At 67.5% G+C, this 20,651-nt stretch carries 22 protein-coding genes; 4 read left to right on the top strand and 18 right to left on the bottom strand.

Annotated features, from left to right (window positions below; genetic code table 11):
• Positions 1 to 71: 71 nt before the first annotated feature.
• From NO889_RS09415 to purE, 12 genes are all read right to left on the bottom strand, one after another.
• Positions 72 to 1,583, bottom strand: coding sequence for an NADH-quinone oxidoreductase subunit N (locus NO889_RS09415; RefSeq protein ID WP_256412003.1), 1,512 nt, complete (start codon positions 1,581 to 1,583; stop codon positions 72 to 74).
• Positions 1,576 to 3,108, bottom strand: a complete 1,533-nt coding sequence (locus NO889_RS09410; RefSeq protein WP_256412002.1) for a complex I subunit 4 family protein — start codon at positions 3,106 to 3,108, stop codon at positions 1,576 to 1,578. Before NO889_RS09410 ends, NO889_RS09415 begins: the two co-directional genes overlap by 8 nt.
• Complete coding sequence (gene nuoL / locus NO889_RS09405) at positions 3,105 to 5,129, bottom strand: NADH-quinone oxidoreductase subunit L (RefSeq protein WP_256412001.1); 2,025 nt, start codon at positions 5,127 to 5,129, stop codon at positions 3,105 to 3,107. The genes NO889_RS09410 and nuoL overlap by 4 nt, the downstream gene beginning before the upstream one ends.
• A gap of 1 nt (position 5,130) precedes the next feature.
• Complete coding sequence (nuoK, locus tag NO889_RS09400) at positions 5,131 to 5,433, bottom strand: NADH-quinone oxidoreductase subunit NuoK (RefSeq protein WP_256412000.1); 303 nt, start codon at positions 5,431 to 5,433, stop codon at positions 5,131 to 5,133.
• Entirely contained in the window at positions 5,433 to 5,777 is a 345-nt protein-coding gene (locus NO889_RS09395; RefSeq protein WP_256411999.1) for a hypothetical protein, read from the bottom strand. Before NO889_RS09395 ends, nuoK begins: the two co-directional genes overlap by 1 nt.
• Positions 5,774 to 6,046, bottom strand: a complete 273-nt coding sequence (locus NO889_RS09390) for an NADH-quinone oxidoreductase subunit J (RefSeq protein WP_066414171.1) — start codon at positions 6,044 to 6,046, stop codon at positions 5,774 to 5,776. Before NO889_RS09390 ends, NO889_RS09395 begins: the two co-directional genes overlap by 4 nt.
• A gap of 49 nt (positions 6,047 to 6,095) precedes the next feature.
• Positions 6,096 to 6,557, bottom strand: a complete 462-nt coding sequence (locus NO889_RS09385; protein ID WP_256411998.1) for a NuoI/complex I 23 kDa subunit family protein — start codon at positions 6,555 to 6,557, stop codon at positions 6,096 to 6,098.
• Positions 6,557 to 7,624 (bottom strand): complex I subunit 1/NuoH family protein, encoded by a 1,068-nt coding sequence (locus tag NO889_RS09380; RefSeq protein WP_256411997.1) that lies wholly within the window; start codon positions 7,622 to 7,624, stop codon positions 6,557 to 6,559. Before NO889_RS09380 ends, NO889_RS09385 begins: the two co-directional genes overlap by 1 nt.
• Entirely contained in the window at positions 7,624 to 9,291 is a 1,668-nt protein-coding gene (locus NO889_RS09375; RefSeq protein ID WP_256411996.1) for an NADH-quinone oxidoreductase subunit D, read from the bottom strand. The genes NO889_RS09380 and NO889_RS09375 overlap by 1 nt, the downstream gene beginning before the upstream one ends.
• Positions 9,288 to 9,986: an NADH-quinone oxidoreductase subunit B gene (locus NO889_RS09370; RefSeq protein WP_256411995.1), complete on the bottom strand. Its 699-nt coding sequence runs from the start codon at positions 9,984 to 9,986 to the stop codon at positions 9,288 to 9,290. The genes NO889_RS09375 and NO889_RS09370 overlap by 4 nt, the downstream gene beginning before the upstream one ends.
• Entirely contained in the window at positions 9,983 to 10,402 is a 420-nt protein-coding gene (locus NO889_RS09365; RefSeq protein WP_256411994.1) for an NADH-quinone oxidoreductase subunit A, read from the bottom strand. The genes NO889_RS09370 and NO889_RS09365 overlap by 4 nt, the downstream gene beginning before the upstream one ends.
• A gap of 390 nt (positions 10,403 to 10,792) precedes the next feature.
• A complete protein-coding gene (gene purE / locus NO889_RS09360) occupies positions 10,793 to 11,401 on the bottom strand; it encodes a 5-(carboxyamino)imidazole ribonucleotide mutase (protein ID WP_256411993.1) in 609 nt (202 codons plus the stop codon).
• 120 nt (positions 11,402 to 11,521) lie between these two features.
• Between purE and NO889_RS09355 the strand changes: the two genes are divergently transcribed.
• Both NO889_RS09355 and NO889_RS09350 read left to right on the top strand, forming a co-directional pair.
• Positions 11,522 to 13,534 (top strand): helicase HerA domain-containing protein, encoded by a 2,013-nt coding sequence (locus tag NO889_RS09355; protein WP_256411992.1) that lies wholly within the window; start codon positions 11,522 to 11,524, stop codon positions 13,532 to 13,534.
• Positions 13,535 to 13,633: 99 nt separating this feature from the next.
• Positions 13,634 to 14,380 (top strand): universal stress protein, encoded by a 747-nt coding sequence (locus NO889_RS09350; RefSeq protein WP_256411991.1) that lies wholly within the window; start codon positions 13,634 to 13,636, stop codon positions 14,378 to 14,380.
• 28 nt (positions 14,381 to 14,408) lie between these two features.
• On the opposite strand, the gene NO889_RS09345 is transcribed toward NO889_RS09350, so the two are convergent.
• From NO889_RS09345 to NO889_RS09325, 5 genes are all read right to left on the bottom strand, one after another.
• A complete protein-coding gene (locus NO889_RS09345) occupies positions 14,409 to 15,164 on the bottom strand; it encodes an Lrp/AsnC family transcriptional regulator (RefSeq protein ID WP_256411990.1) in 756 nt (251 codons plus the stop codon).
• A gap of 106 nt (positions 15,165 to 15,270) precedes the next feature.
• Complete coding sequence (locus NO889_RS09340; RefSeq protein WP_256411989.1) at positions 15,271 to 16,653, bottom strand: APC family permease; 1,383 nt, start codon at positions 16,651 to 16,653, stop codon at positions 15,271 to 15,273.
• A gap of 183 nt (positions 16,654 to 16,836) precedes the next feature.
• Positions 16,837 to 17,469, bottom strand: coding sequence for an NfeD family protein (locus NO889_RS09335; RefSeq protein ID WP_256411988.1), 633 nt, complete (start codon positions 17,467 to 17,469; stop codon positions 16,837 to 16,839).
• A 275-nt stretch (positions 17,470 to 17,744) separates the two neighbouring features.
• Positions 17,745 to 18,668: a coiled-coil protein gene (locus tag NO889_RS09330; protein ID WP_256411987.1), complete on the bottom strand. Its 924-nt coding sequence runs from the start codon at positions 18,666 to 18,668 to the stop codon at positions 17,745 to 17,747.
• A gap of 268 nt (positions 18,669 to 18,936) precedes the next feature.
• Positions 18,937 to 19,608, bottom strand: coding sequence for a 2,5-diamino-6-(ribosylamino)-4(3H)-pyrimidinone 5'-phosphate reductase (locus NO889_RS09325; protein ID WP_256411986.1), 672 nt, complete (start codon positions 19,606 to 19,608; stop codon positions 18,937 to 18,939).
• A gap of 166 nt (positions 19,609 to 19,774) precedes the next feature.
• Here NO889_RS09325 and NO889_RS09320 point away from each other — a divergent pair, with 166 nt between their 5' ends.
• Positions 19,775 to 19,900 carry a hypothetical protein gene (locus NO889_RS09320; RefSeq protein WP_256411985.1) on the top strand — a complete coding sequence of 42 codons (126 nt, stop codon included), beginning with the start codon at positions 19,775 to 19,777 and terminating at the stop codon, positions 19,898 to 19,900.
• A gap of 39 nt (positions 19,901 to 19,939) precedes the next feature.
• A complete protein-coding gene (locus tag NO889_RS09315) occupies positions 19,940 to 20,359 on the top strand; it encodes a VOC family protein (RefSeq protein ID WP_256411983.1) in 420 nt (139 codons plus the stop codon).
• Between the two features lie 37 nt (positions 20,360 to 20,396).
• Here NO889_RS09315 and NO889_RS09310 read toward each other — a convergent pair whose 3' ends face one another.
• Positions 20,397 to 20,606 (bottom strand): DUF8141 family membrane protein, encoded by a 210-nt coding sequence (locus NO889_RS09310; protein ID WP_256411982.1) that lies wholly within the window; start codon positions 20,604 to 20,606, stop codon positions 20,397 to 20,399.
• Positions 20,607 to 20,651 lie beyond the last annotated feature (45 nt).

Genomic DNA, 20,651 nt, shown 5'->3' with positions numbered 1-20,651 from the left:
ATCTGCGGGTACCGGTCGGACCGTATCCGACCGAAACCCGCCGAGAGAAACCGAAGGGATCGAAAACGGCGCTAGAACAGCGCCGCGGCCGCGGCCTCGGCCGCGTCGATGACGGGGCCGAAGCCGGGGAGGAGCAGCACGGTCGCGACCGCCGCGAAGACGACCGCCGCGTACAGCGCGGTCGGCCGCACGTCGAGCGCGTCGAGCGCGCTCGGCGTCGCGGGGTCGTCGAGGAACAGCGCCCGGACGACCCGGCTGTAGTAGTACAGCGAGACGACGCTGTTCACCGCGCCGAGCCCCGCGAGCCAGAGGAACCCGTTCTCGATCGCTCCCATGAACAGGAAGTACTTCGAGAAGAACCCGGCGAAGGGCGGGAGCCCGGCCAGCGAGAACATGAACACGGCCATCGCCGTACACGCCACGGGGGCGCGCCGGGCGAGGCCGGCGTAGTCCTCGAACGTCCGGCCGATCCCCCACCGCTCCGCCATCGCGACGAAGAGGAACGCGCCGGTGTTCATGAAGCCGTAGACGAGCAGGTGCGCCATCGCGGCACCCATCACGGCCTCGTTGCCGGCGCTGCCCGTCGAGAGCGCCGCGAGCCCGATCAGCGCGTAGCCAGCGTGGCCGATCGAGGAGTACGCCAACATCCGCTTGACCTCCTCTTGAACGGCGGCCGCGAAGTTCCCGAGCGTCATCGTCACCGCCGCGACGACGGCGAACGCGAGCGCCCAGTCGATGCCGGCCGCGAGCGACGCCCCGAGCGGGAACGCCTCGGTGAACACGCGGAAGGCGACGACGAACCCGGCGGCCTTCGACGCCGACGAGAGGAACGCGCTCACGGGCGCGGGCGCGCCCTCGTACGCCTCCGGCGCCCAGAAGTGGAACGGCACGGAGGCGGTCTTGAACGCGACGCCGCCGACGATCATCACGATCCCGATCCCGGCGACGCCGGCGAGCGCGTCGAGCGACTCGACCGCGCTCGCGACCTCGCCGAAGATCAGCGACCCGGTCGCCGCGTACACCAACGAGATCCCGAAGAGGAACACCGCCGACGACAGCGCCCCGACGAGGAAGTACTTCAGCCCCGCCTCGACGCTGCCGCGGTTCTTCTTTAGGAACGCCACGAGCGCGTACGACGGCAGCGACACCATCTCGAGGGCGACGAAGACGACCGCGAGCGAGTTCGCGACCGCCAGAAGCGCCATCCCCGTCGCGGCGAACAGCGTCAGCGAGTAGAACGCCGCGGGGTTCGGGTGGTCGTGGAAGTAGTCGTGGGCGGCCACGACCACGAGCGCCGTCACCGACGCGAAGATCGCGGTGAAAAAGAGCGCGAGCGTGTCCACCTTCACCGCGCCATCGAGCAGCGTGATCGCCCCGCCGGTGTCGGCGTGACCCGTCCCGGCGACGACGAACCAGACGGTGACCGAAAGCGACGCGAGCGCGCCGAGCGCGCTCACGAGCGCCATCGACGTGTTCGACCGCGCGTTCGGGCGGATCGTGTCGACGACGAGCAGCGCGAGGCCGGTGAGCCCGAGCAGCAGCGCGGGCGACAGCGCAGTCCACGCGGGAGCCACGTTAGACATCGACGCTCACCCCCTCGACCACGGGCATCGCGGCGTCACGGATCATCTCGAAGAAGATGTCCGGCGCGACCCCGAGCACGATGATCGCCGCCAGCAGGACCGCGAGTGGCGCGACGTCGTGGAACGGAGCGGGCCCGATCTCGTAGTCGGTCTCGAGCCGGAACGGCCCGAACAGCGTCTTCTGCATCGCCGACAGCAGGTAGCCGGCGACGATGACGATCCCGAACATCGCCAGCGCCGTGAAGACGGGCGCGTACGGGAGCGCCGGCGCGCCGAACGCGCCGACGAAGATGAAGAACTCCCCGGCGAAGCCGGCCATCAGGGGAAGCCCCATGTAGCCGAACGCCCCGGCGACGAGGATGCCGACGGTGACCGGCATCCGGTCGGCCATGCCGGCCATGTCGCCGACCATCCGGGTGTGCGTCGCGTTGTAGACGACGCCGACGGCCATGAACATCAGCCCCGAGATGAGGCCGTGCGCGACCATCTGGAACGTCGCGCCGCCGACGCCGTACTCGGTGAACACGACGAGCCCGAGGATGACGTACCCCATCGACGAGACGGAGGAGTAGGCGACGATGCGCTTGAGGTCCTTCTGTGCCAGCGCCAACATCGCGCCGTAGACCACGCTGATCACGGCGATCGCGGCGATCGGTATCGCCAGGGCGGACGCCTGATCGGGCAGCATCGTGAAGTTGAACCGGAGCAGCGCGTACGTCCCCATCTTCAGGAGGACGCCGGCTAAGAGCACCGACACCGGCGTCGGCGCCTCGACGTGGGCGTCGGGTAGCCACGTGTGGAACGGGACGATCGGCACCTTCACCGCGAACCCGGCGAACGTCGCGAGGAACGCGACCATCGCCATCCGGCCGGGCGAGATCCCGAACCACGTCTCGAGGCCGCCGTCGGCGAGCGCCTGCGTGATCTCCGGGAGCGCAAGCGACCCGATCGAGTCGCCGAGCGCGAACGTCAGCGACATGAAGCCGATGAACATCAGAAGCGACGCCGCGTTCGTGTACACGAAGAACTTGATCGCGGCGTACTTCCGACGGGGACCGCCCCAGATCCCGATGAGGAAGTACATCGGGACGAGGACCGCCTCCCAGAAGACGAACCAGAGGAAGAAGTCGAGCGCGGTGAACACGCCGAGCAGGTTCGCCTCCATGAACAGCATCAGCCCGTAGAACTGGCTCTGTCGGGAGTCGACGGGCGTCCACGCGCTGAGGATCGCGAGCGGGACGAGGAACGTCGTGAGCACGACGAGCGGCAGGCTGATCCCGTCGAGCCCGACGAACCACGACACCGTCCGGCCGCCGACCTCGACCCACTCGTAGCGCGACTCGAAGGCGATCGTCCCGCCCGTGAGCGCGTTCCCGACCGCGTCGAACCGCGACCAGAGGTAGAGGCTCCCGACGAACGGGACCGCGCTGAGCGCGAACGCGAGCCGACCCGCCCACGCGTTCGGCGCGAGCATGACGACGAGCGCGGCGAGGAACGTGAACCCGATGAGCGCCTCGAGTATCACAGGAACCACCCCCCGTTGACGCCGAGGACGACGAGCAGCGCGATCAGCCCCAGCGTGAGCATCGTGGCGTACTGCGTCACCAGTCCGGTCTGTATCCGGCGGACGCGGTTCCCGCCGAGGAGACTCACCGAGGAGACGCCGTTGACGACGCCGTCGATGATCCCCTGATCGAAGGTGTCCGCGCCGCCCGCGACGTCTTCGGTTCGATACGCGATCCAGACTTGGAGTTCGTCGAGGTAGTAGTTGTTGTACAACACGTCCTTGATCCCGCCGAGTTTCGCCGTGTGCTCGGTCGGCGACGCGACGTTATAAAGCCGCCACGCGAGGCCGAGGCCGGCCAGCGCCAACCCGAGCGAGACCGCCGCACCGACGAGGACGGTCGGAACCTCACCGCCCCCGATGTAGCCGCTGCTGTACGGTCCCAGGTCCGCGTAGTGGTGTGAGGAGAGCCCGTCGATTCCGCCCCACTCGTTGTCGAGCCAGCGGTGGAGGTAGTCGATCCCCTCGAGTCCGAGTACCTTCTGGACCGGTACCATGTTGATGAAGCCGGTCACGACCGCGAGCGAGCCGAGCACCGTCAGCGGTCCCTTCACGTTCCAGCGGACGGGTTCGGGGTCGCGTGCGGTTGCCGACCGCGGCTCGCCGTGGAAGGTCAAGAACACCATCCGGAAGGTGTAGAAGGCGGTGACCGGCACCGCGAGAAGCCCCATGACGTAGCCGCCGAGAAGCAGCGGTTCGTTCAGGCCGTGGACGAGCGCCTCGTAGAGGACCTCGTCTTTCGACCAGAAGCCGGCGAAGGGGAAGATGCCCGCAAGCGCGAGCGACCCGGCGAGGAACGTGTAGTAGGTGACGGGCATCTTCGCTTTCAGCCCGCCCATGTCCCACATGTCCTCGTTGTGGTGCATCGCGATGATGACCGAACCGGCACCGAGGAAGAGCAGGGCCTTGAAGAAGGCGTGGGTCGTCAGATGGAAGACCGCGGCCACGTACCCGCCCGCGCCGAGCGCGAGCATCATGTAGCCGTACTGCGAGATGGTGGAGTACGCGAGCACCTGCTTCAGCTCGTCTTTCACCACGCCCATCGTCGCCGCGAACAGCGCGGTGAAGCCGCCGATGAACGCGATGACCGCGAGCGTCGTCGGCGTCAGCGCGTAGAAGCCGTACATCCGCGCGACGAGGTAGACGCCGGCCGCGACCATCGTCGCCGCGTGGATGAGCGCGGAGACGGGCGTCGGGCCCTCCATCGCGTCGGGCAGCCACGTGTGAAGGGGGAACTGCGCGGACTTCCCGACCACGCCGCCAAGCACGAGCAGGCCGACGACGGTGAACCACGTCTCGACCCCGAGCCCGCCGGGCGTCCAGACGTCACCGGAGCCGGCGAGCGCCGCCTCGGCGAGCGCGGGGAACGACCCCTCGCCCGCGAACGCCGCGGTGCCGAACGTCGCGAACACGGCGACGACGCCGACGAGGAAGAAGTAGTCGCCGAAGCGGGTGACGAGGAACGCCTTCTTCGCCGCCGACGGCGGGCCGGGCTCGCGGAAGTGGAACCCGATGAGCAGGTACGAACAGAGGCCGACCAGCTCGAAGAACATGAACGCCATGAGCAGGTTGTCGGCGACGACGAACCCGAGCATCGAGGCCGTGAAGAGCCCGAGCCCGGCGTAGTAGCGCGGGAGGCCGGTTTCGCCCTCGTCGTTCATGTAGCCGAGCGAGAAGACGTGGACCAACAGCGCGACGAGCGTCACGATGACGAGCATCAGCGCCGACAGCGGGTCGATCAGCGCGCCGAACGTGAGCTCGAACTGGTCGCCGGCCGCCCACGTGTACAGCGTCTCGTTGTAGGCGCGGCCGCCGGCGACGGTCGCCGCGACCCAGAGCGACAGCAGGAACGACCCCGCCGTCGCCGCGACCCCGCCGAAGGCGCCGCCCTTCGGGAGGTACTTCCCCGCCCCGAGCGCGACCAGGAACGAGAAGAACGGTAACAACACGACGGCCGGAACGTATGCGAATGCGTCCACCATCTTACCACCTCATCTCCGTCGGAACGGTCACGTCGATGTCTCCGAAGTTGCGGTACAACACGAGGATGATCCCGATCCCGATCGCGACCTCCGCGGCCGCCAACGCGATCACGAACAGCGCGAACACCTGCCCAGTGAGGTCGCCGTAGTACAGCGAGAACGCGACGAAGTTGATGTTCGCCGCGTTCATCATGAGCTCGACGCTCATGAGGAAGTACAGCGCGTCGTTCCGGGTGAGGACCCCGAACAGGCCGATACAGAAGATCCCGGCCGCCAGGAGGAGGTACCACTGTGCCGGCACCATCACCGCTCACCCCCGTCGCGGCCGCCGTCGGTGAGCGCCTCGCCGATCGCGGCGCTCACGGACCCCCCGTCCTCGCGGCGCGCGAGGTAGATCGCCCCGTCGACGGCGACGTCGAGCGCGACCGCCACGATCAGGAAGGCGGCCAGGAAGCCCTCGGAGGGGATCGCTGCCACCTCTCCCAGGTTGAACAGAGCGTACCCGACGTTGTGGACGATCGACTCGCCCTCGGGAAAGCCGGCCGCCTCCTCGAAGCTCGCCGAGAGGAACGTCGCGGCCATCACCGCGAACAGGGCGCCGACCGCGATCGCGGGCAGTATCCGGGTTCCGCCGGAGTCGTTAGTCATCCGCTACTCACCTCCACGTCGTTCGTTCCATCCGATCGCGTGAGCATCACGGCGAACGTGACGAGGATGAGAACCCCGCCCACGTAGACGAGGATCTGCATGGCGGCGATGAACTCCGCCCGTAACATCACGTAGTGCACCGCGACGCTCGTCAGGGCACCGCCCAGGAGCAGCGCGGCGTGAAACACGTCGCGCGCCAAGACGACCCCCAGGCTGAACGCCAGCGTGACCGCGGCGAACAGCGCGAACGCGATGGTGTCGTAAACCATTGTATAACCCTCCTATCAGTGTCCCTTTGAAGATTTCGAGATACGCCCGTTACTGGTAGTCGACTTCGCCGTCTCCCTCCCCGATCCACGCGCCGCGATCGGGGTTCCGGGACTCCAGCGGGTCGATTCCCTTGTACCACGGGACGTTCTTGAGCTGTTCTTTGTTGTAGACGAACTCGTCTTTCGAGTCCGCGGTGAACTCGAAGTTCTGCGTCAACAGGATGGCGTCGACGGGACAGACCTCCTCACACAGCCGGCAGTAGATACACTGCCCGATGTGGAGGTTATACTGCTCGCCGTTACGCTGGTCGTCCTGAACGATCTGGATCGTGTCGTTCGGGCAGACGTTCTCGCACTGCCGACACCAGATACACCGCTCCTGGCTGAACTTGTGAACCCCGCGGAACCGCGGGCTCACGTCGGGTGCGTCCTCCGGGTATTCCACCGTGAACGTCGTCCCGTCGAGCGCGTGTTTCATCGTCGTCGCCATCGATTTCATGAGTCCGATCATTACGCGATCACCCCCACGATTACGGCCGTGAGCACCAGGTTTGCGAACGACAGCACCAGCATTCCCTTCCAGCCGATCTCGATCAGCTGGTCGATGCGGACGCGTGGAAGCGCCGAGCGCGCCCACTGCGTGAACAGGAAGAAGCCCCAGATCTTCACCACGAACCAGAGGAAGCCGATGCTCTCCGGTCCGGGGCCGGACGCCCCGCCGAGGAACGTCACGGCGAGGATCGCCCCGCCGAGGAAGATGTGGACGAACTCTCCCAGATAGAACAACACGAAATACGCCGAGGAGTACTCGGTCTGGTACCCCGCGACGATCTCCGTCGGGGCCTCCGGGATGTCGAACGGATTCCGACCGATCTCAGCCATGTTCGCCGTGAGGAACAACACGAACGCGAACGGGTTCACGAAGGCGTACCACGTCGGCACGTCGAAGCCGACGACGCTGAACAGGACGTCTCCCTGCGCGGCGACGATGCCGCTGGTCTGGAGCGTCCCCGCGAAGATCACGACGGACATCGCGGTCACGATGAGCGGGATCTCGTACGCGAGGTTCTGTGCGACCGCGCGAAGCCCGCCCAGCATGGAGTACTTGTTGTTCGAGGCGTAGCCGGCCATCACCAGCGAGATCGACGCGATGGAGGCGAACGCGAACACCAGCGCCAGCCCGACCTCGGGGTCGGCGATCTGGAGGTTCACCGGACCGAGCCGTCCCATCGGGATCACGGAGAAGCCGAGCAGCGCCGACGCGGGCAACACGAGCGGCGCGAGGTCCCACGTCGGACGGTCGACGCCCTCGGGGACGATGAGCTCCTTCGCGAGCAGCTGGACGGCCGCCGCCGGGATGATGAGCAGTCCGAACGGACCGATCCGGTTGACGGCGATCCGGTCGGTGAACGCCGCCGTTATCTTCCGTTTCGCCCACGGACCGGCGACGCCGGTGAACGCGAGCACGATGTTCCCGACGACCGCGGCGGCGACGAGCGACCCGACGACGTCGCCGAGCACGCCCGAGAGCCCGAGCGTCTCCGAGACGAACTCCGGGAACAGCTGTACCGTTCCCATCAGCGGTCCACCTCCCCGAGCACGATGTCGAGGCTCCCCAACGCGGCGATCACGTCGGGGATGTACTCGCCGTTGGCCATCTCCGGCAGCGTCTGGAGGTTCGAGAAGCACGGCGACCGGATCTTGAAGCGGGCGGGTTTGTCGGTGCCGTCCGCGCGCATGTAGATGCCGAGTTCGCCCTTGGCGGCCTCGACCGCGCGGTAGATCTCGGTGTCGTCGTCGGGACGCAGCGTGCGCGGGACGTTGGCCTGGATGTTGCGTTCGTCCTCGGGCCAGTCCTCGAGCAGGTCGACGCACTGCTCGATGATCTTCGCGGACTCCTCCACTTCCCGCATCCGGACGAGCAGCCGCGAGTAGTTGTCACAGCCGTCCTCGGTCACCACGTCCCAGTCGAGCTCGTCGTAGTACCCATATGGATCGTCGCGACGCAGGTCGTAGTCGATCCCGGAACCACGGGCGACCGGTCCGGTCGCGCCGTAGTTCTTCGCGACCTCCGGCGGCAGGATGCCCGTGTCGATCGTCCGCATCTGGAAGATCTCGTTCGCGGTGACCAGGTCGTGGTACTCCTCGACGGAGCCGGGGAGCTGGTCGAGGAAGTCCCGCGTCTTCGAGAAGAACTCCCCGCGGGGTTCGGGGAGGTCCCAGACGACCCCGCCGAGCCGGAAGTAGTTGAACATCAGCCGCTGGCCCGTCAGGTCCTCGAGGAGGTCCTGGACGCGCTCGCGGTCGTTGATCGCGTACATGAACGTCGCGGTGAAGTCGCCGTTCACGTCGAGCGCGAACGTCGCGAGCGCGAGCATGTGCGCGGCGATCCGACACATCTCGGCCCCCATGGTGCGGATCACCTGCGCGTACTCGGGGACCTCGATGTCCGCGAGGTCCTCGGCCGCCCGCGCGTACGCCCACTCGTTGAGCAGGCCCGCCGAGATGTAGTCCCAGCGGTCGGGGTACGGCATGATCTGGTGGCGGTAGGTGCCCGACTGGGCCATCTGCTCTTCACACCGGTGAAGGTAGCCGATGTCCGGCTCCACGTCGATCACCTGCTCGCCGTCGAGGATCGTCTTCAGGTGGAGGACGCCGTGGGTCGCCGGGTGGTGCGGCCCGATGTTGAGGAACATCGTGTCCGACTCCGAGTCGTGGTGGTGATCCTCGAGCGGGTTGGCGTGCTCCGGAAGCGTGGCGATCTGCGGGCGGTCCCTGTCGTAGTCCAGAGACAGGGGGTGACCCTGCCACGTCTCGGGCAACAGGATCCGCCGGAGGTCGGGGTGGTCGTCGTACTCGATCCCGATCAGGTCGTACGCCTCCCGCTCGTGCCAGTCCGCCGTCCGGAAGACCGCCTCGCCCGACTCCGAGACCGGCTCGTCCTTGTCCGCGGGCACGACCACGCTGACCTCCTGGGTCGGATCGTCGAACTTCTTCAGGTGGTAGATCGACTCGTACCGGTTCTCGTACTCCTGGGCCGTGACGAGCGACAGGTGGTCGTAGCCCGCCTCCGACTTGAGCGTCGAGAGCGTCTCCTGGACGGCGTCCGGTCGGATCACGAAGCCGGGCGCGTTCAGGTGGTCGTCGCGATCGATGACGAGGTCGCCGAGCAGCGCCTCCAGCTCGTCCGGGGTGCGCTCGGGGACCGCGTCCGTCTCCGTGGTGTCTGGTACTTCGAGGCTCATGGTGAATCGGCGAAGTTGTACCGCATGACGAGTTCGTCCTCGTCGATCTGGTCGGCGAGCGTCTCGACGAGTTCGTCCTTCTCGAGGTCGGAGAACTCCTCGAGCTCGTACGGCTTCACCGTCACGGGGGCGGCCTCGCCGTTCGCGATGCGTTCCTGGAGCTTGACGACCCCGTAGACGAGCGCCTCCGGACGCGGCGGGCAGCCGGGGACGTGGATGTCGATCGGGATGACCTCCTCCGCGCCCTTGATCACGTTGTACCCCTCCTGGAACGGGCCGCCGGAGATGGTACACGACCCCATCCCGACGACGAACTTCGGCTCGGGCATCTGGTCGTAGACGCGTTTCATCCGCGGGGCGAACTTCGAGACGATCGTTCCGGGGACGATCATCACGTCCGCCTGTCGCGGCGACGCGCGGGGGACCCCGCTGCCGAACCGGTCGAGGTCGTGTTTCACCGCGTAGGTGTGCATCATCTCGATGCTACAGCAGGCGATGCCGAACTGTAGCATGAACATCGAGGAGCCGCGACACCAGTTCAGGAACTTGTCGAACTTGGTGAGGATGAAGGGAGAGGAGCCGAACGCCTCCCGGAGCCGGGAGTTGAAGCGGTCCCCCTGCCCCTCCATGCGGCTGTCGCGGGTCTCCGTTACCACGCGCGATTCGTCGGTGATGAAGGGTTGATCGCTGCTCATGTGTTGATGTCACGCTCCGTCTTCCTGCTGGCCGCACGGGAGCTGCGGGTCCACTCGACCGCGCCGGTCCGCCACGCCCAGCCGAGCCCGATCGCGAGGATCCCGACGAAGGCCAACATCGGCCACAGCAGGTCCGCCATGGGGACGCCCGCCTCGATCGCCGGGCGGTAGATGACGGCCCACGGGAACAGCAACACGGTCTCGATGTCGAAGACGACGAACAGCAACGCGACCATGTAATACTGGATGTTGAACCGGATCCGCGTCCCGCCCGTCGGGGTCTCGCCGGACTCGTAGGTGGTACTCTTGCCGGTCTCAGGCACGCTCGGACGGAGCAACGCCGACACGGTCATCATCCCTATCGGGATGAGCAGGCCGACGGCCGCCAAGGCGCCGATCGCTATCCAATCGCTCATATAGGTCTCCGTAACGTGCGAGGGTTTGGACCGCCCCCTCATAAGCGTTGAGACTTGTGTGCCCGCGGGCGAGCGGGCCGGTATCGCCCGTTTCCGGTCCGAGCGGCATCGAACCGACTGACAGCCGTCGATCCGACGACCGGATCGCAGCGAGCGGCGAGCGCTGCCGGCGGCGACGACGGCGGAAGCATCTAAATCGACGCGCGGTGCGGTCGGCGCGCCTGCGAGCGGTCGCCCCCGGCGACCGCGAGCCAGCCCGCGAGGGAGGCGACGGGCCGAAGCGGCTTATCCGGGAGGCCCGTCGGCCGAGGCTGGGGAGGCGTGAGGTGCGGGAAGGGTGGGACTCAAAGGGGCTGGGGCGTTGAAGCAGATCACCGCGACAGCACCCGCTTATCGATCCCGGAAGCCGTCGATCCCCAGGTCGTGGAGGTCGGCGGAGACGTCGGCGACGCCGCCCTTGAGGTCCTCGTGGTAGTCGACCAGCCGCTCTTCGATCTCGTCGTGTTCGCGCGCGAGCACCTGGGCGGCCGACAGCCCGGCGTTGAACGACTTGCCGGCGTCGACGGCGACGATGGGCGCGCCGGTCGGCATCCCGATCACGGAGTCCACCGACTTCTCCTGGACCGGCACGCCGATCACGGGGATCGGGTACGCGATGGAGGCGGTCATGTTCGGGAGGTCCGCCGACTTCCCGCCCGCGCCCGCGACGATCACGTCGAGCCCGCGGGCCGCGGCGGTCTCGCCGTAGGCGTACATGAGTTCGGGCGTCCGGTGCGCGGAGACGACGTAGCTCTCGAAGGTGAACCGCGCGTCGGGCGCGTCGTGGAAGTCGGTCTGTTCCGCGAACCCGAGCTCCGAGAGCGCGTCGTACGCGCCCTCCATCGTCGGGAGGTCGGAGTCGGAGCCCATGACGATCCCCACGTCGGGGGTCGTCTCCGGGTCGGCGTCCGCCGCCGCTTCCGTCTCGAGCCGGTCGATGAGGTCCTGGACCGTGGGCATGGATCCGGGATCGGCCGGCGGGGTGTAAGTCGTTGCGGGTTCGGGTCCCTCGTGGCGTCGTCCCCTCGTCGGCACGCATCGAGGCGATAGTTTATCACGAGGGCGCTACCTGTCACGGGTATGACCGAGCAGGAGACGATCCACGTCGCGGACGTCAGCGAGGGGATCGGCGGCGACGCGACGGCGGAGCCGGGATCGCCGGTCGAGCTTCCGGTCGTCGACGTGCTCACCGGCCGGTCGTTCATCACCGGCAAGAGCGGCTCCGGCAAGAGCAACACCGCGAGCGTCGTCATCGAGAACTTGTTATCCAACGGTTTTCCCGTCATGATCGTCGACACGGACGGCGAGTATTACGGATTAAAGGAAGAGTATGAGATCCTCCACGCCGGCGCGGACGACGAGTGCGACATCGTCGTTTCCCCCGAACACGCCGAGAAGCTGGCGAACCTCGCGCTGGAACAGAACGTCCCGATCATCCTCGACGTCTCGGGTTACCTCGAGGAGGACACCGCGAACGAACTGCTCCTCGAAGTCGTCAAACAGCTGTTCGCCAAGGAGAAACGCCTGAAGAAGCCCTTCCTGCTCGTCGTCGAGGAGTGTCACGAGTACATCCCGGAGGGCGGCGGGATGGACGAGACGGGCAAGATGCTGATCAAGGTGGGCAAGCGCGGCCGGAAACACGGCCTCGGGATCGTCGGGATCAGCCAGCGGCCCGCCGACGTGAAGAAGGACTTCATCACCCAGTGCGACTGGCTCTGCTGGCATCGGCTCACCTGGGACAACGACACGAAGGTGGTCGGCCGGATTCTGGGCTCGAAGTACGCGAGCGCCGTGGAGGACCTCGGGGACGGCGAGGCCTTCCTCATGACCGACTGGGACGAGTCGATCCGCCGGATCCAGTTCCACCGCAAGGAGACGTTCGACGCGGGCGCGACGCCCGGACTCGACGACTTCGAGCGACCGGAGCTCAAGTCGGTCTCAAGCGACCTCGTCGGGGAGCTCCAGTCCATCTCCGACGAGAAGGCGCGCCGCGAGTCCGAGCTCGCCGACCTCCGCCAGGAACTCGAGAAGCGGGACCAACGGATCCGCCAGCTCGAGGGCGAACTGGAGGAGGCCCGCGATCTGAGCGACATGGCCGACCAGTTCGCCCAGGCGCTTCTGGGCAAGGCGGAGGCCCCCTACCGCGGGGGATCCGGGCGGTCGGTCGCCTCGGAGGAGCGCCTGAACCAGTCCGGGCTCGGCGAGTACGACGAGGGACCGACGGGAGAGCGGATGGACGACGGGGGATCGACGAGCGAAGGGACGGCCGACGCGGCCGGGATCGCGGACACGGAGGCGGAAGGGGAGGCCTCGACGGCGAGAGCCGACGACGGCGAAGGAGGAACCGATCGGACCGACGGGAACCGGGAGGGATCCGCCGGGGACGAGACCGACGGTCCGCCCGCGGCCGACGTGGACCCCGTGACGCGATCGGACGTCGCGGAGGGCGCCCTCCGGTTCGACGACGCGATCGAGCTCGGCACCCGCGAGGCGGTCATCGACGAGCTCCGCGGACGGATCGAGGCGCTCCCGGAGCTGTCACGCGGGATGTTGCGACACTACCGCCGGGAGGGCGTCTCCGATCCGGTGGCCGCCCACATCGACGCCGGCGGCGACGGAGACGCCGGCCACGCTTACAGTCGCCACCGACCGATCCGGAAGGCCGGGCTCATCCGCCACGCGGGGCGGGGTCACTACGCGTACGCCGTTCCCGACCTGATCCGCGAGGCGTACGCCGACCGGCTGGACGAGCCGGCCGTCCGCGAGACGGTCCGGGAGGTGGAGACCGCGTTCGTTCCGACCGGCGAACGATCGTATCCGCCGGACGCGACGCCGGAGGAACTCGGCGGGGGCGACGCGTGGACCGGGAGAACGGCCGAGCGGCCGGCCGACGAGGGGGTCGGAAGCGCAACCGAAGAGCCGACCGACGGGACGATCGAGGAAGGCGACTCGAGCGGGAGGAGCGGGTCGGTCGCGACGGACGACGGCGCCGGGAGTCCGCCGCGAACCGGGAGGCTGAGCGAGACCGCCCGCCGGATCGCGGAGCGCGGAGCCGCTGGATCGGAGGACGGAAGCGACGGGGCCGAACGCTGACGAGGGGACCTCCGCAGAGGCGGACCCGATCGCGTGAATCGATGCCGGGCGATCGGGAATCGGCGGTAGATACTTTCTCGTCGGTCACGGAGAAACGGTATGAGCGACACGATCCTCGTCCCGTTCGAACTGCCCGATCCCGAGCCGATCGCTCCGGTTCTCGTTCGGGACCTCGCCCCGCTCGACGTCGTGGTGATGGGCCATTTCGCGGTTCCCGAACAGACCCCGACGGAGGCGGCCCGCGAGCAGTTCGAGGCGGAGGCGCAAGCGACCCTCGACGCGGTCGCGGAGCCGTTCCGCGAGACGAGCAGCGCGGTTCGGACCCGGTTGGTCTTCGGAAAGGACCGGGCGACCGCGATAGATCGAGTCATGATCGAGGAGGGCTGTGCGGCGGAGCTCAACCCGGCTCCGACGGAGGGAATAGACCGGATCCTCGTTCCGATCCCGGCGGTCGCGGAGTTCTCTCGGCTCCCGGCGTTCGTCAACGTGCTCTGTGAGGAGTCGACCCGGGAGGTCACGCTGTTTCACGTGGCCGAGGGCGACGAGCCGCGAGAGCGCGCCGAGTCGATCGTCGAGGAGACGCGCGAGGGGATGATCGAGGCCGGGTTGGACGCGGCGCTGGTCGACACCCTCGTGATCGAGGGGGAAGAACACGACGAGGAGATCCTCCGGCTCGCCGACGAGTACGACGCCGTCGTGATGTACCAGGCGGAATCGCGGCTGGGCGACCGGATATTCGGAACGTTGCCCGATCGGATCGCCGACCGAACCGGCGATCCGGTGATCGTGGTCCGGCGGGACTACGAACCGGAGAAGTCGACGGACGTCGAGGCGGAGTCGGCGTAGAGCCCTCGCGATCGCGACCGTGCGACGATCACTCGGTGGAGTCCGGCTCCCGGAACGCGTCAAGCGCCTCGTCGGCCGCGACGGTCCGCGGGATCAGCGTGACGACGTCGTCCGCCTCGATGACGGTCGCGTCCTCGGGTTGGACGATCCGGCCGTCGCGTTCGATCGAGATCAGAACGACCTGGTCGGCGAGTATTCCGTTCTCGCGAGCGGTCTCGAGGCTCGTGCCGGCGATCGGTGCTCCCTCGGCGACGGCCACCTCGAACACGTCGGTGCCGTCGCCGAGCGTCACGAGGTCGGTCGCCTCGGCTACACCCGAGACGTCGTCCGGGCCGAAGGCGGCGTACGGGCTCCGGATCTCCGTTTGAACGAGCTCCTCGTCTTCGATCCGGATGTCGAGCTCCGAGAGTGACCGCGCGATCTCCCTGAGGTCCCGCGTGTCGTTTCCGACGGCGACCACCTGAAGGTCACGTCGACCGGCCATCAGCACCCGGACGTTGATCACGCCCGGAATCGACCGAGCCGCCAGCGCGAGTCGCTCGCGCTCGGCGGCGGGAACGGTACACATGTACAGCGACGTCAGTCGTCCGCCCGCGCGTTCGAAGTCGACGGTGGCGGTGTACCCCTGAATGACGCCCTCCGCTTCGAGGCGGTCGATCCGGTTCCGAACCGTCGCCGCCGAGACGTTCAGATCCTCCGCGATCATGGGCGCGGAGGTGTTGCGCGCGTCCTCCATCAGCGCGTGGACGATCCGTCGGTCGATCTCGTCCAACCGGTACGTCACGTTCGACCCCCCGTGCGACGCATCACGGGTAGCCTCTCCGCGAAGTCGGCGCTTATGTGTTTTGCCTCCGGATCCGCCGGAGAACGGGAGGCGGTCGCCGGGCGAGTCATTTCGGCTCCGTCGGGGTGATTCCGTCGTCCTCCTCGCCGCGGCGACGGTGGACGATGGTCCCGAGTGCACCGGTTCGGTCGGTCCGTGTCCGACCGTAAAGAACGTATATCGCCGCGCTGCCGACGACGATCCCGATCGCTCCGAGGATCGGCACCGTTCCCATTTGGGTGAGCAGTCCGAGTCCGGCGAGGAACCCGAACAGCTGGACGTAGGGGAATCCGGGGGCGGTGAACTCCGGCTGGTACGACGGAGCGTCCGAGACGCGGAACGCCACGAGCGCCAGGTTCTCGAACGAAAAGACGAGGATCTGGAAGGCGCTCGCCAGTTTCGCGAGTTCGATGACCGGGACGAACGCGATGAGCGTTAAAAGCAGCGTGCCGGTGAGGAGCACCGAGTTGCGCGGCGTCTTGAACCGGGCGTCGATCCGACCGAGTTCCGGCGGGAGCAGGTCGTCTCGACTCATCGCGAGCGGGAACCGCGAGGAGGACAGCACTCCGGCGTTCGCCATGCTCGTGAGCGCCACGACGGCGATCACGGACACGAAAACGACGCCGAACCCGCCGAGGAGCGTTCCCGCCCCGTCGGCCATCGGCGTGAGCGAGGCCGAGCCACCGGGACCGCCCGTGATCAACGCGTCTGGGTCGCTCAGGCCGACGATCGCGCCGACCACCGCGACGTACAGAACCGTCATGACGGCCATCGAACCGAGCATCGCGCGCGGGAGGTTCCGACCGGGGTCTTTCACCTCCTCGGCGACGCTCGCGACCTTCGTGACGCCGGCGTAGGAGACGAAGACGAACGCGGCGGCGGTGACGACCCCCATCCCTCCGTGGGTCGTGAGGGGGGAGTACGACGCCGGGTCGATCGCGAAGCCGGCGTTGACTGTGTACGCCAACAGCCCGACGACGACGACGCTGACGACGACCGCCTGGATCGTTCCGCTGAGCTTCGTTCCGGAGACGTTCAGGACCACGACCAATGTGCCAAGCGCGAGCGCGACGTACACGACCGCAGCCTGCGGGATCGGCGCGAAGAGGAGCAGGTATGCGCCGAGGCCGACGAGCGCGAACGAGCTCTTGAACACGAGCGAGAACCACGCACCGATCCCGGCGATCGTCCCGAAGAGCGGGCCGAGGGCGCGATCGATGTAGAGGTAGGTCCCCCCGGACTCCGGCATCGCCGTCGCCATCTCGGCTTTCGACAGCGCCGCGGGCAACACGACGAGTGCGGCGAGCAGGTACGCGAGTATCACCGCCGGTCCGGCTTTCGCGTAGCCCAGCGCCGGCAAGACGAAGATGCCGCTGCCGATCATCGCGCCCATGCTGATCATCATCGTCGGGAACAGTCCGAGACTCCGATCGAGGTCGTGTGCGGTCATGTGTATATCGCACAATTATCTTCGACAGATATACTTCCTTCGGATCGCTGAATATAGACCGCAGTGAATTACGTATTCGAAAACTACCGCCCGCGATCGTGGGCGTGACGACATCGATCGCCGACGGTAGACGCTTCGACGGCCGGGTGGCTCAGGTCCCTTCCGCGGACGAAGGCGCGGGGATCAGTCCGTCTTTTCGGTTTCGGCTTCGGCGGCCGTCTCCTCACCGTCGACTGTCGCGTCACCGCCGTCGGCGTTCGCCTCGGCGTCCTTCCGCGCCCGATCGGCGGCGAGCTCGCGGTCGATGTCGTCCTCGACGTACGTCGTCGACTCGACGGTGACGACGTTGCCGCCGCCGGGGTCGACGACCATCACCTCCTCGCCCTCCTCGATGGTTCCCTCGATGGAGCGTGCCGAGTAGTGCGGGTTGAAGCCGCCACCTTCGAGTTTCACCTGCCCGCCCCGCGGCGTCACGGTCTCCGAGACGGTCCCGATCTTTCCCTTCAGGCTGTCGCTGTCGCTGGTCTGGGCCTGCCCCTTGCCGCCGTAGAGATCGAACTCGTGGTAGCCGTAGAACGCGGCCGCGCCGACCACGACCGTGAGGACCGCCATCGCGACCACCAGGCCGCCGAAGGCGACGCCGAGCGTCGAGAGCAGCAGCCCGCCGAGCCCCGCGCCGATGAGCGCGATGCCGACGACGATGAAGTTCGCGCCCGGCGCGAGCGCCTCGGCCATCGCCAACAGGAGCCCCGCCGTCAACAACAGCAGGGGAAGCGTGTCCGGACCGATCAGGTCCGCCTGTAAGAGCACGTCCATGCTCCGTCGTAGGGCTGGGAAGCGGATAAGTGGTGGTGCGACGCCGCCGCCGTGGCCCTCGCGAGCAGGCGAGCGGGACACGGGAAAGGCCGTCCTCCGACGGTCCTCGGAAAAGCCGTCCTCCGGCGGTCCTCGCGGTTGGGGCTTCGGAGGTGGTCACCGCGCCGACGACGGGCCCGGTCGAGCGATCCGCGCCGACGGGACGCGTCGCTCACGGACGGCGTTTCCCACCCCGCGAAACGGACCGAAAACCGCAGTAGAGAACCGAGCCGGGCCTACAGCAGTCCCGTCTTCTGGAGCTTCATCAGGTCCTCGGTGTCGAGGGTCTCGCCCTCCTTGAACTTCTGGTAGATCTCCTCGGCCTCCTCCTTCTCCTCTTCGCGCTTCTCGGCGCGCTCGTCTTTCCGCTCCTCCTCCTCCTTCTTGTCGAGCTCGCGCAGGCGCTTCTGGACGCGGACGAAGTCCTCGTGGTGGCGGTCCGCCGCCTCCTGGGCCTCGACGAAGAGCTCGTGCATCTCGTCGGCCTCGTCGCGGATGTCGTCGGCCTCGCGGTAGGCCTCGATCATCTGGTTGTGGTGCTCCTGGGCCTTGTCCGCGAGCTCCGTCACCTTCTGGTGGTGTTTCGACGCCTCGGAGCGGACCTCCTCGGCCTCCTCGACGAGCTCGTCGAGCTCGCTCGTGTCGTCGATCTTCTCCTTCTTCTCGGCGAGCTCCTCGCGTTTGTCGTCGATCTTCTCGATGAGCTCGCGCTCGTCCTCCGCGTCGAGGACCTCCGTCTGCTGGCGGAACTCGAGCTCCTCGATCTCCTCTTTGAGCTCCTCGATGGACTTGCCGGAGCCGAGCTCCATGTCCCCTTTGAGCTCCTCGACCTCGTCGAACAGTTCGTTCGCCTTCGCGTTGAGCTCGTTGCGCTTGTCCTTGTGTTCCTGGACCTGCTCGTTGAGCTCGTCGCGCTTCTCGCGGTGTTCCTGGGCCTCGTCGACCTTCTCTCGGGTCTTGGCGTTGAGGTCGTCGCGGTTCGACGCTCGCTCGGAGGCCATCTGGTTCAGCTCGTTGCGTCGGTCGCGCAGCTGGCCCGCGCGTTTGATGAGCTGACCCTTGGAGCCGTTCTCCAGGTCGTCTTCAGAAAGGTCCACGTTGTCCGCGTCGTTCATTGCCTCGATGTCGTACTGTTCGATGACTTCGTCTTTCGTTACCATTTTTTATCTCTCCATCACCGCTCCGGATGTGGCGGCCGCTCGCCGTCGTGCGTGGGGCCGTTGATAAGAACTCCCGTTCATTTCAGCGTGCGATCCTACCAGCGCCGGAGGCGTTCTGGTACCTCAACGTACCGCAGGCCGACATATAAATACTTCGGTGGGATCGTGTGAAAGTCGGTAGCACGGGGCGTGTACCGCCCGATCCTGGGAACCTCCCTCGTGCGGCATGCGTGTCAGTGACGGGCATGAACTGAGCGACTCGATCCGTTCACGAGCGCTCTTCCACGTCGTACGAGAGCACGACCCCGTCGTCGAGCCGCTCGGTCCCCGTCAGATCCAGCCGCGGGAACTCCTCGAGGAAACCGTCGCCGTCGGCCAGCGTCGGCGCGTCGCGCCCGCCCACGACGAGTGATCCGACGTACACCTGGAGCTCGTCGACGATCCCGGCCGCGAAACACGAGTAGATCACCTCGCCGCCGCCCTCGACCATCAGCCGGTCGACGCCGGCATCGGCGAGCGCGCTCGTGGCCTCGACCAGGTCGACGCGCTCCTCGCCGGCGACGATCACCTCGGCGCCCGCGGCCGACAGTTCCTCGCGGCGTTCGGGGGTCGCGGCGGCGGAGACGAGCAGGTAGGTGGTCGCCGCGTCGTCGAGGATCCGCGCGTCCGTCGGCGTCCGCCCCGTCGAGTCGACGACGACGCGCGCGGGGTCCCCCGGCCGGCCGTTCCGGAGCCGCTCGACGCGGCGCGCCTCCTCGTCGAGCGTCAGGTGTGGGTCGTCGGCGACGACGGTCCCGACGCCGACCAACACCGCGTCGGCGGCCGCGCGGATCCGGTCCACCCGGTCGAAGTCCTCCTCACCCGAGATCCGGAGCTGCTCCCGGCGGCGCGTCGAGAGCTTCCCGTCGACGCTCTGGGCCGCGTTGACGACGACGTACATACGCGCCGGTGGGTCGGGCGTCGAATGGTCGTTTCGGTCCCGTCCGGTTTCGCTCCCGGTCCCGTCCGGTTTCGCTCCCGGTCCCGTCCGGTTTCGCTCCCGGTCCCGTCCGGTTTCGCTCCTCTCGGACACCAGATATATTCGACGCGATCCCGGAGAGCGTCCTGTGAGAGCCTCCACCCTGCTCATCGCGTTGGGCGTGCTCCTGTTCGTGCTCCCGCTCCCCGGAACGTTCGTCGTCGGCGCGTTGACCGTACTCGCAGGGGTCGCTGTCCGCCTCCTCGGAGTCTGACCCGACACCGTTTTCTCGACGGTCGCCGACGCTCCGAGCGTGTCCGATCCGACCGCACACCACGCCGGAGTCACCGTCTCGGACCTCGATCGTGCCGTCGCCTTCTACACCCGTGTCTTCGACCTCGCGGTCGTCGCCGAGTTCTCCGTCGGCGGGGAGGCGTTCGCCGACGCCGTCGGCGTCGCGGGCGCGTCCGCCTCGTTCGCACACCTCGAGGCCGGCGGGATCCGCGTCGAACTCGTCGAGTACGACCCCGAGGGCGAGCCGATGCCGGCGCGTTCGCTCGATCGACCTGGCGCGACCCACCTCGGCCTCGCCGTCGACGACGTGGCGGCCTTCCACGACGAACTCGCGGACGACGTGGAGACGCTGAGCGAGCCGCGAACGACCGAGAGCGGGACGACGATCCTCTTCGTCAGGGACCCCGACGGGAACCTGATCGAGGTGCTCGACGCCTGAGGTGGTCGGTCGACCCTCGTCCGCGACCCTCGTCCGATCAGTTCGCGCCCGCCTCGCGCATCACGAGCAGCGACAGCGGCAGGCTCGCGGCGATGATCCCGTAGGCGCCGCCGAGGATCGGCTCGACGCCGAGTTCGGGGGCGAGCAGGTAGCCGGCCGTGAACCCGATCGGGTCGAGGACGACGGCGAGGATGACGATCTGCCGCTCGAAGGGCTGTACCTCGAACCAGCGGGGAAGCAGGGACATGACGGGAGGGCGTTCTTCGTCCCGCGATATAAAATCCGAAGAACT

This window comes from Halorubrum rubrum (genome assembly GCF_024494685.1).
Classification (GTDB): Archaea; Halobacteriota; Halobacteria; order Halobacteriales; family Haloferacaceae; genus Halorubrum; species Halorubrum rubrum.
Note: the sequence above shows the minus strand (reverse complement) of the source record. Positions and strands in the feature narration are given on the sequence as shown.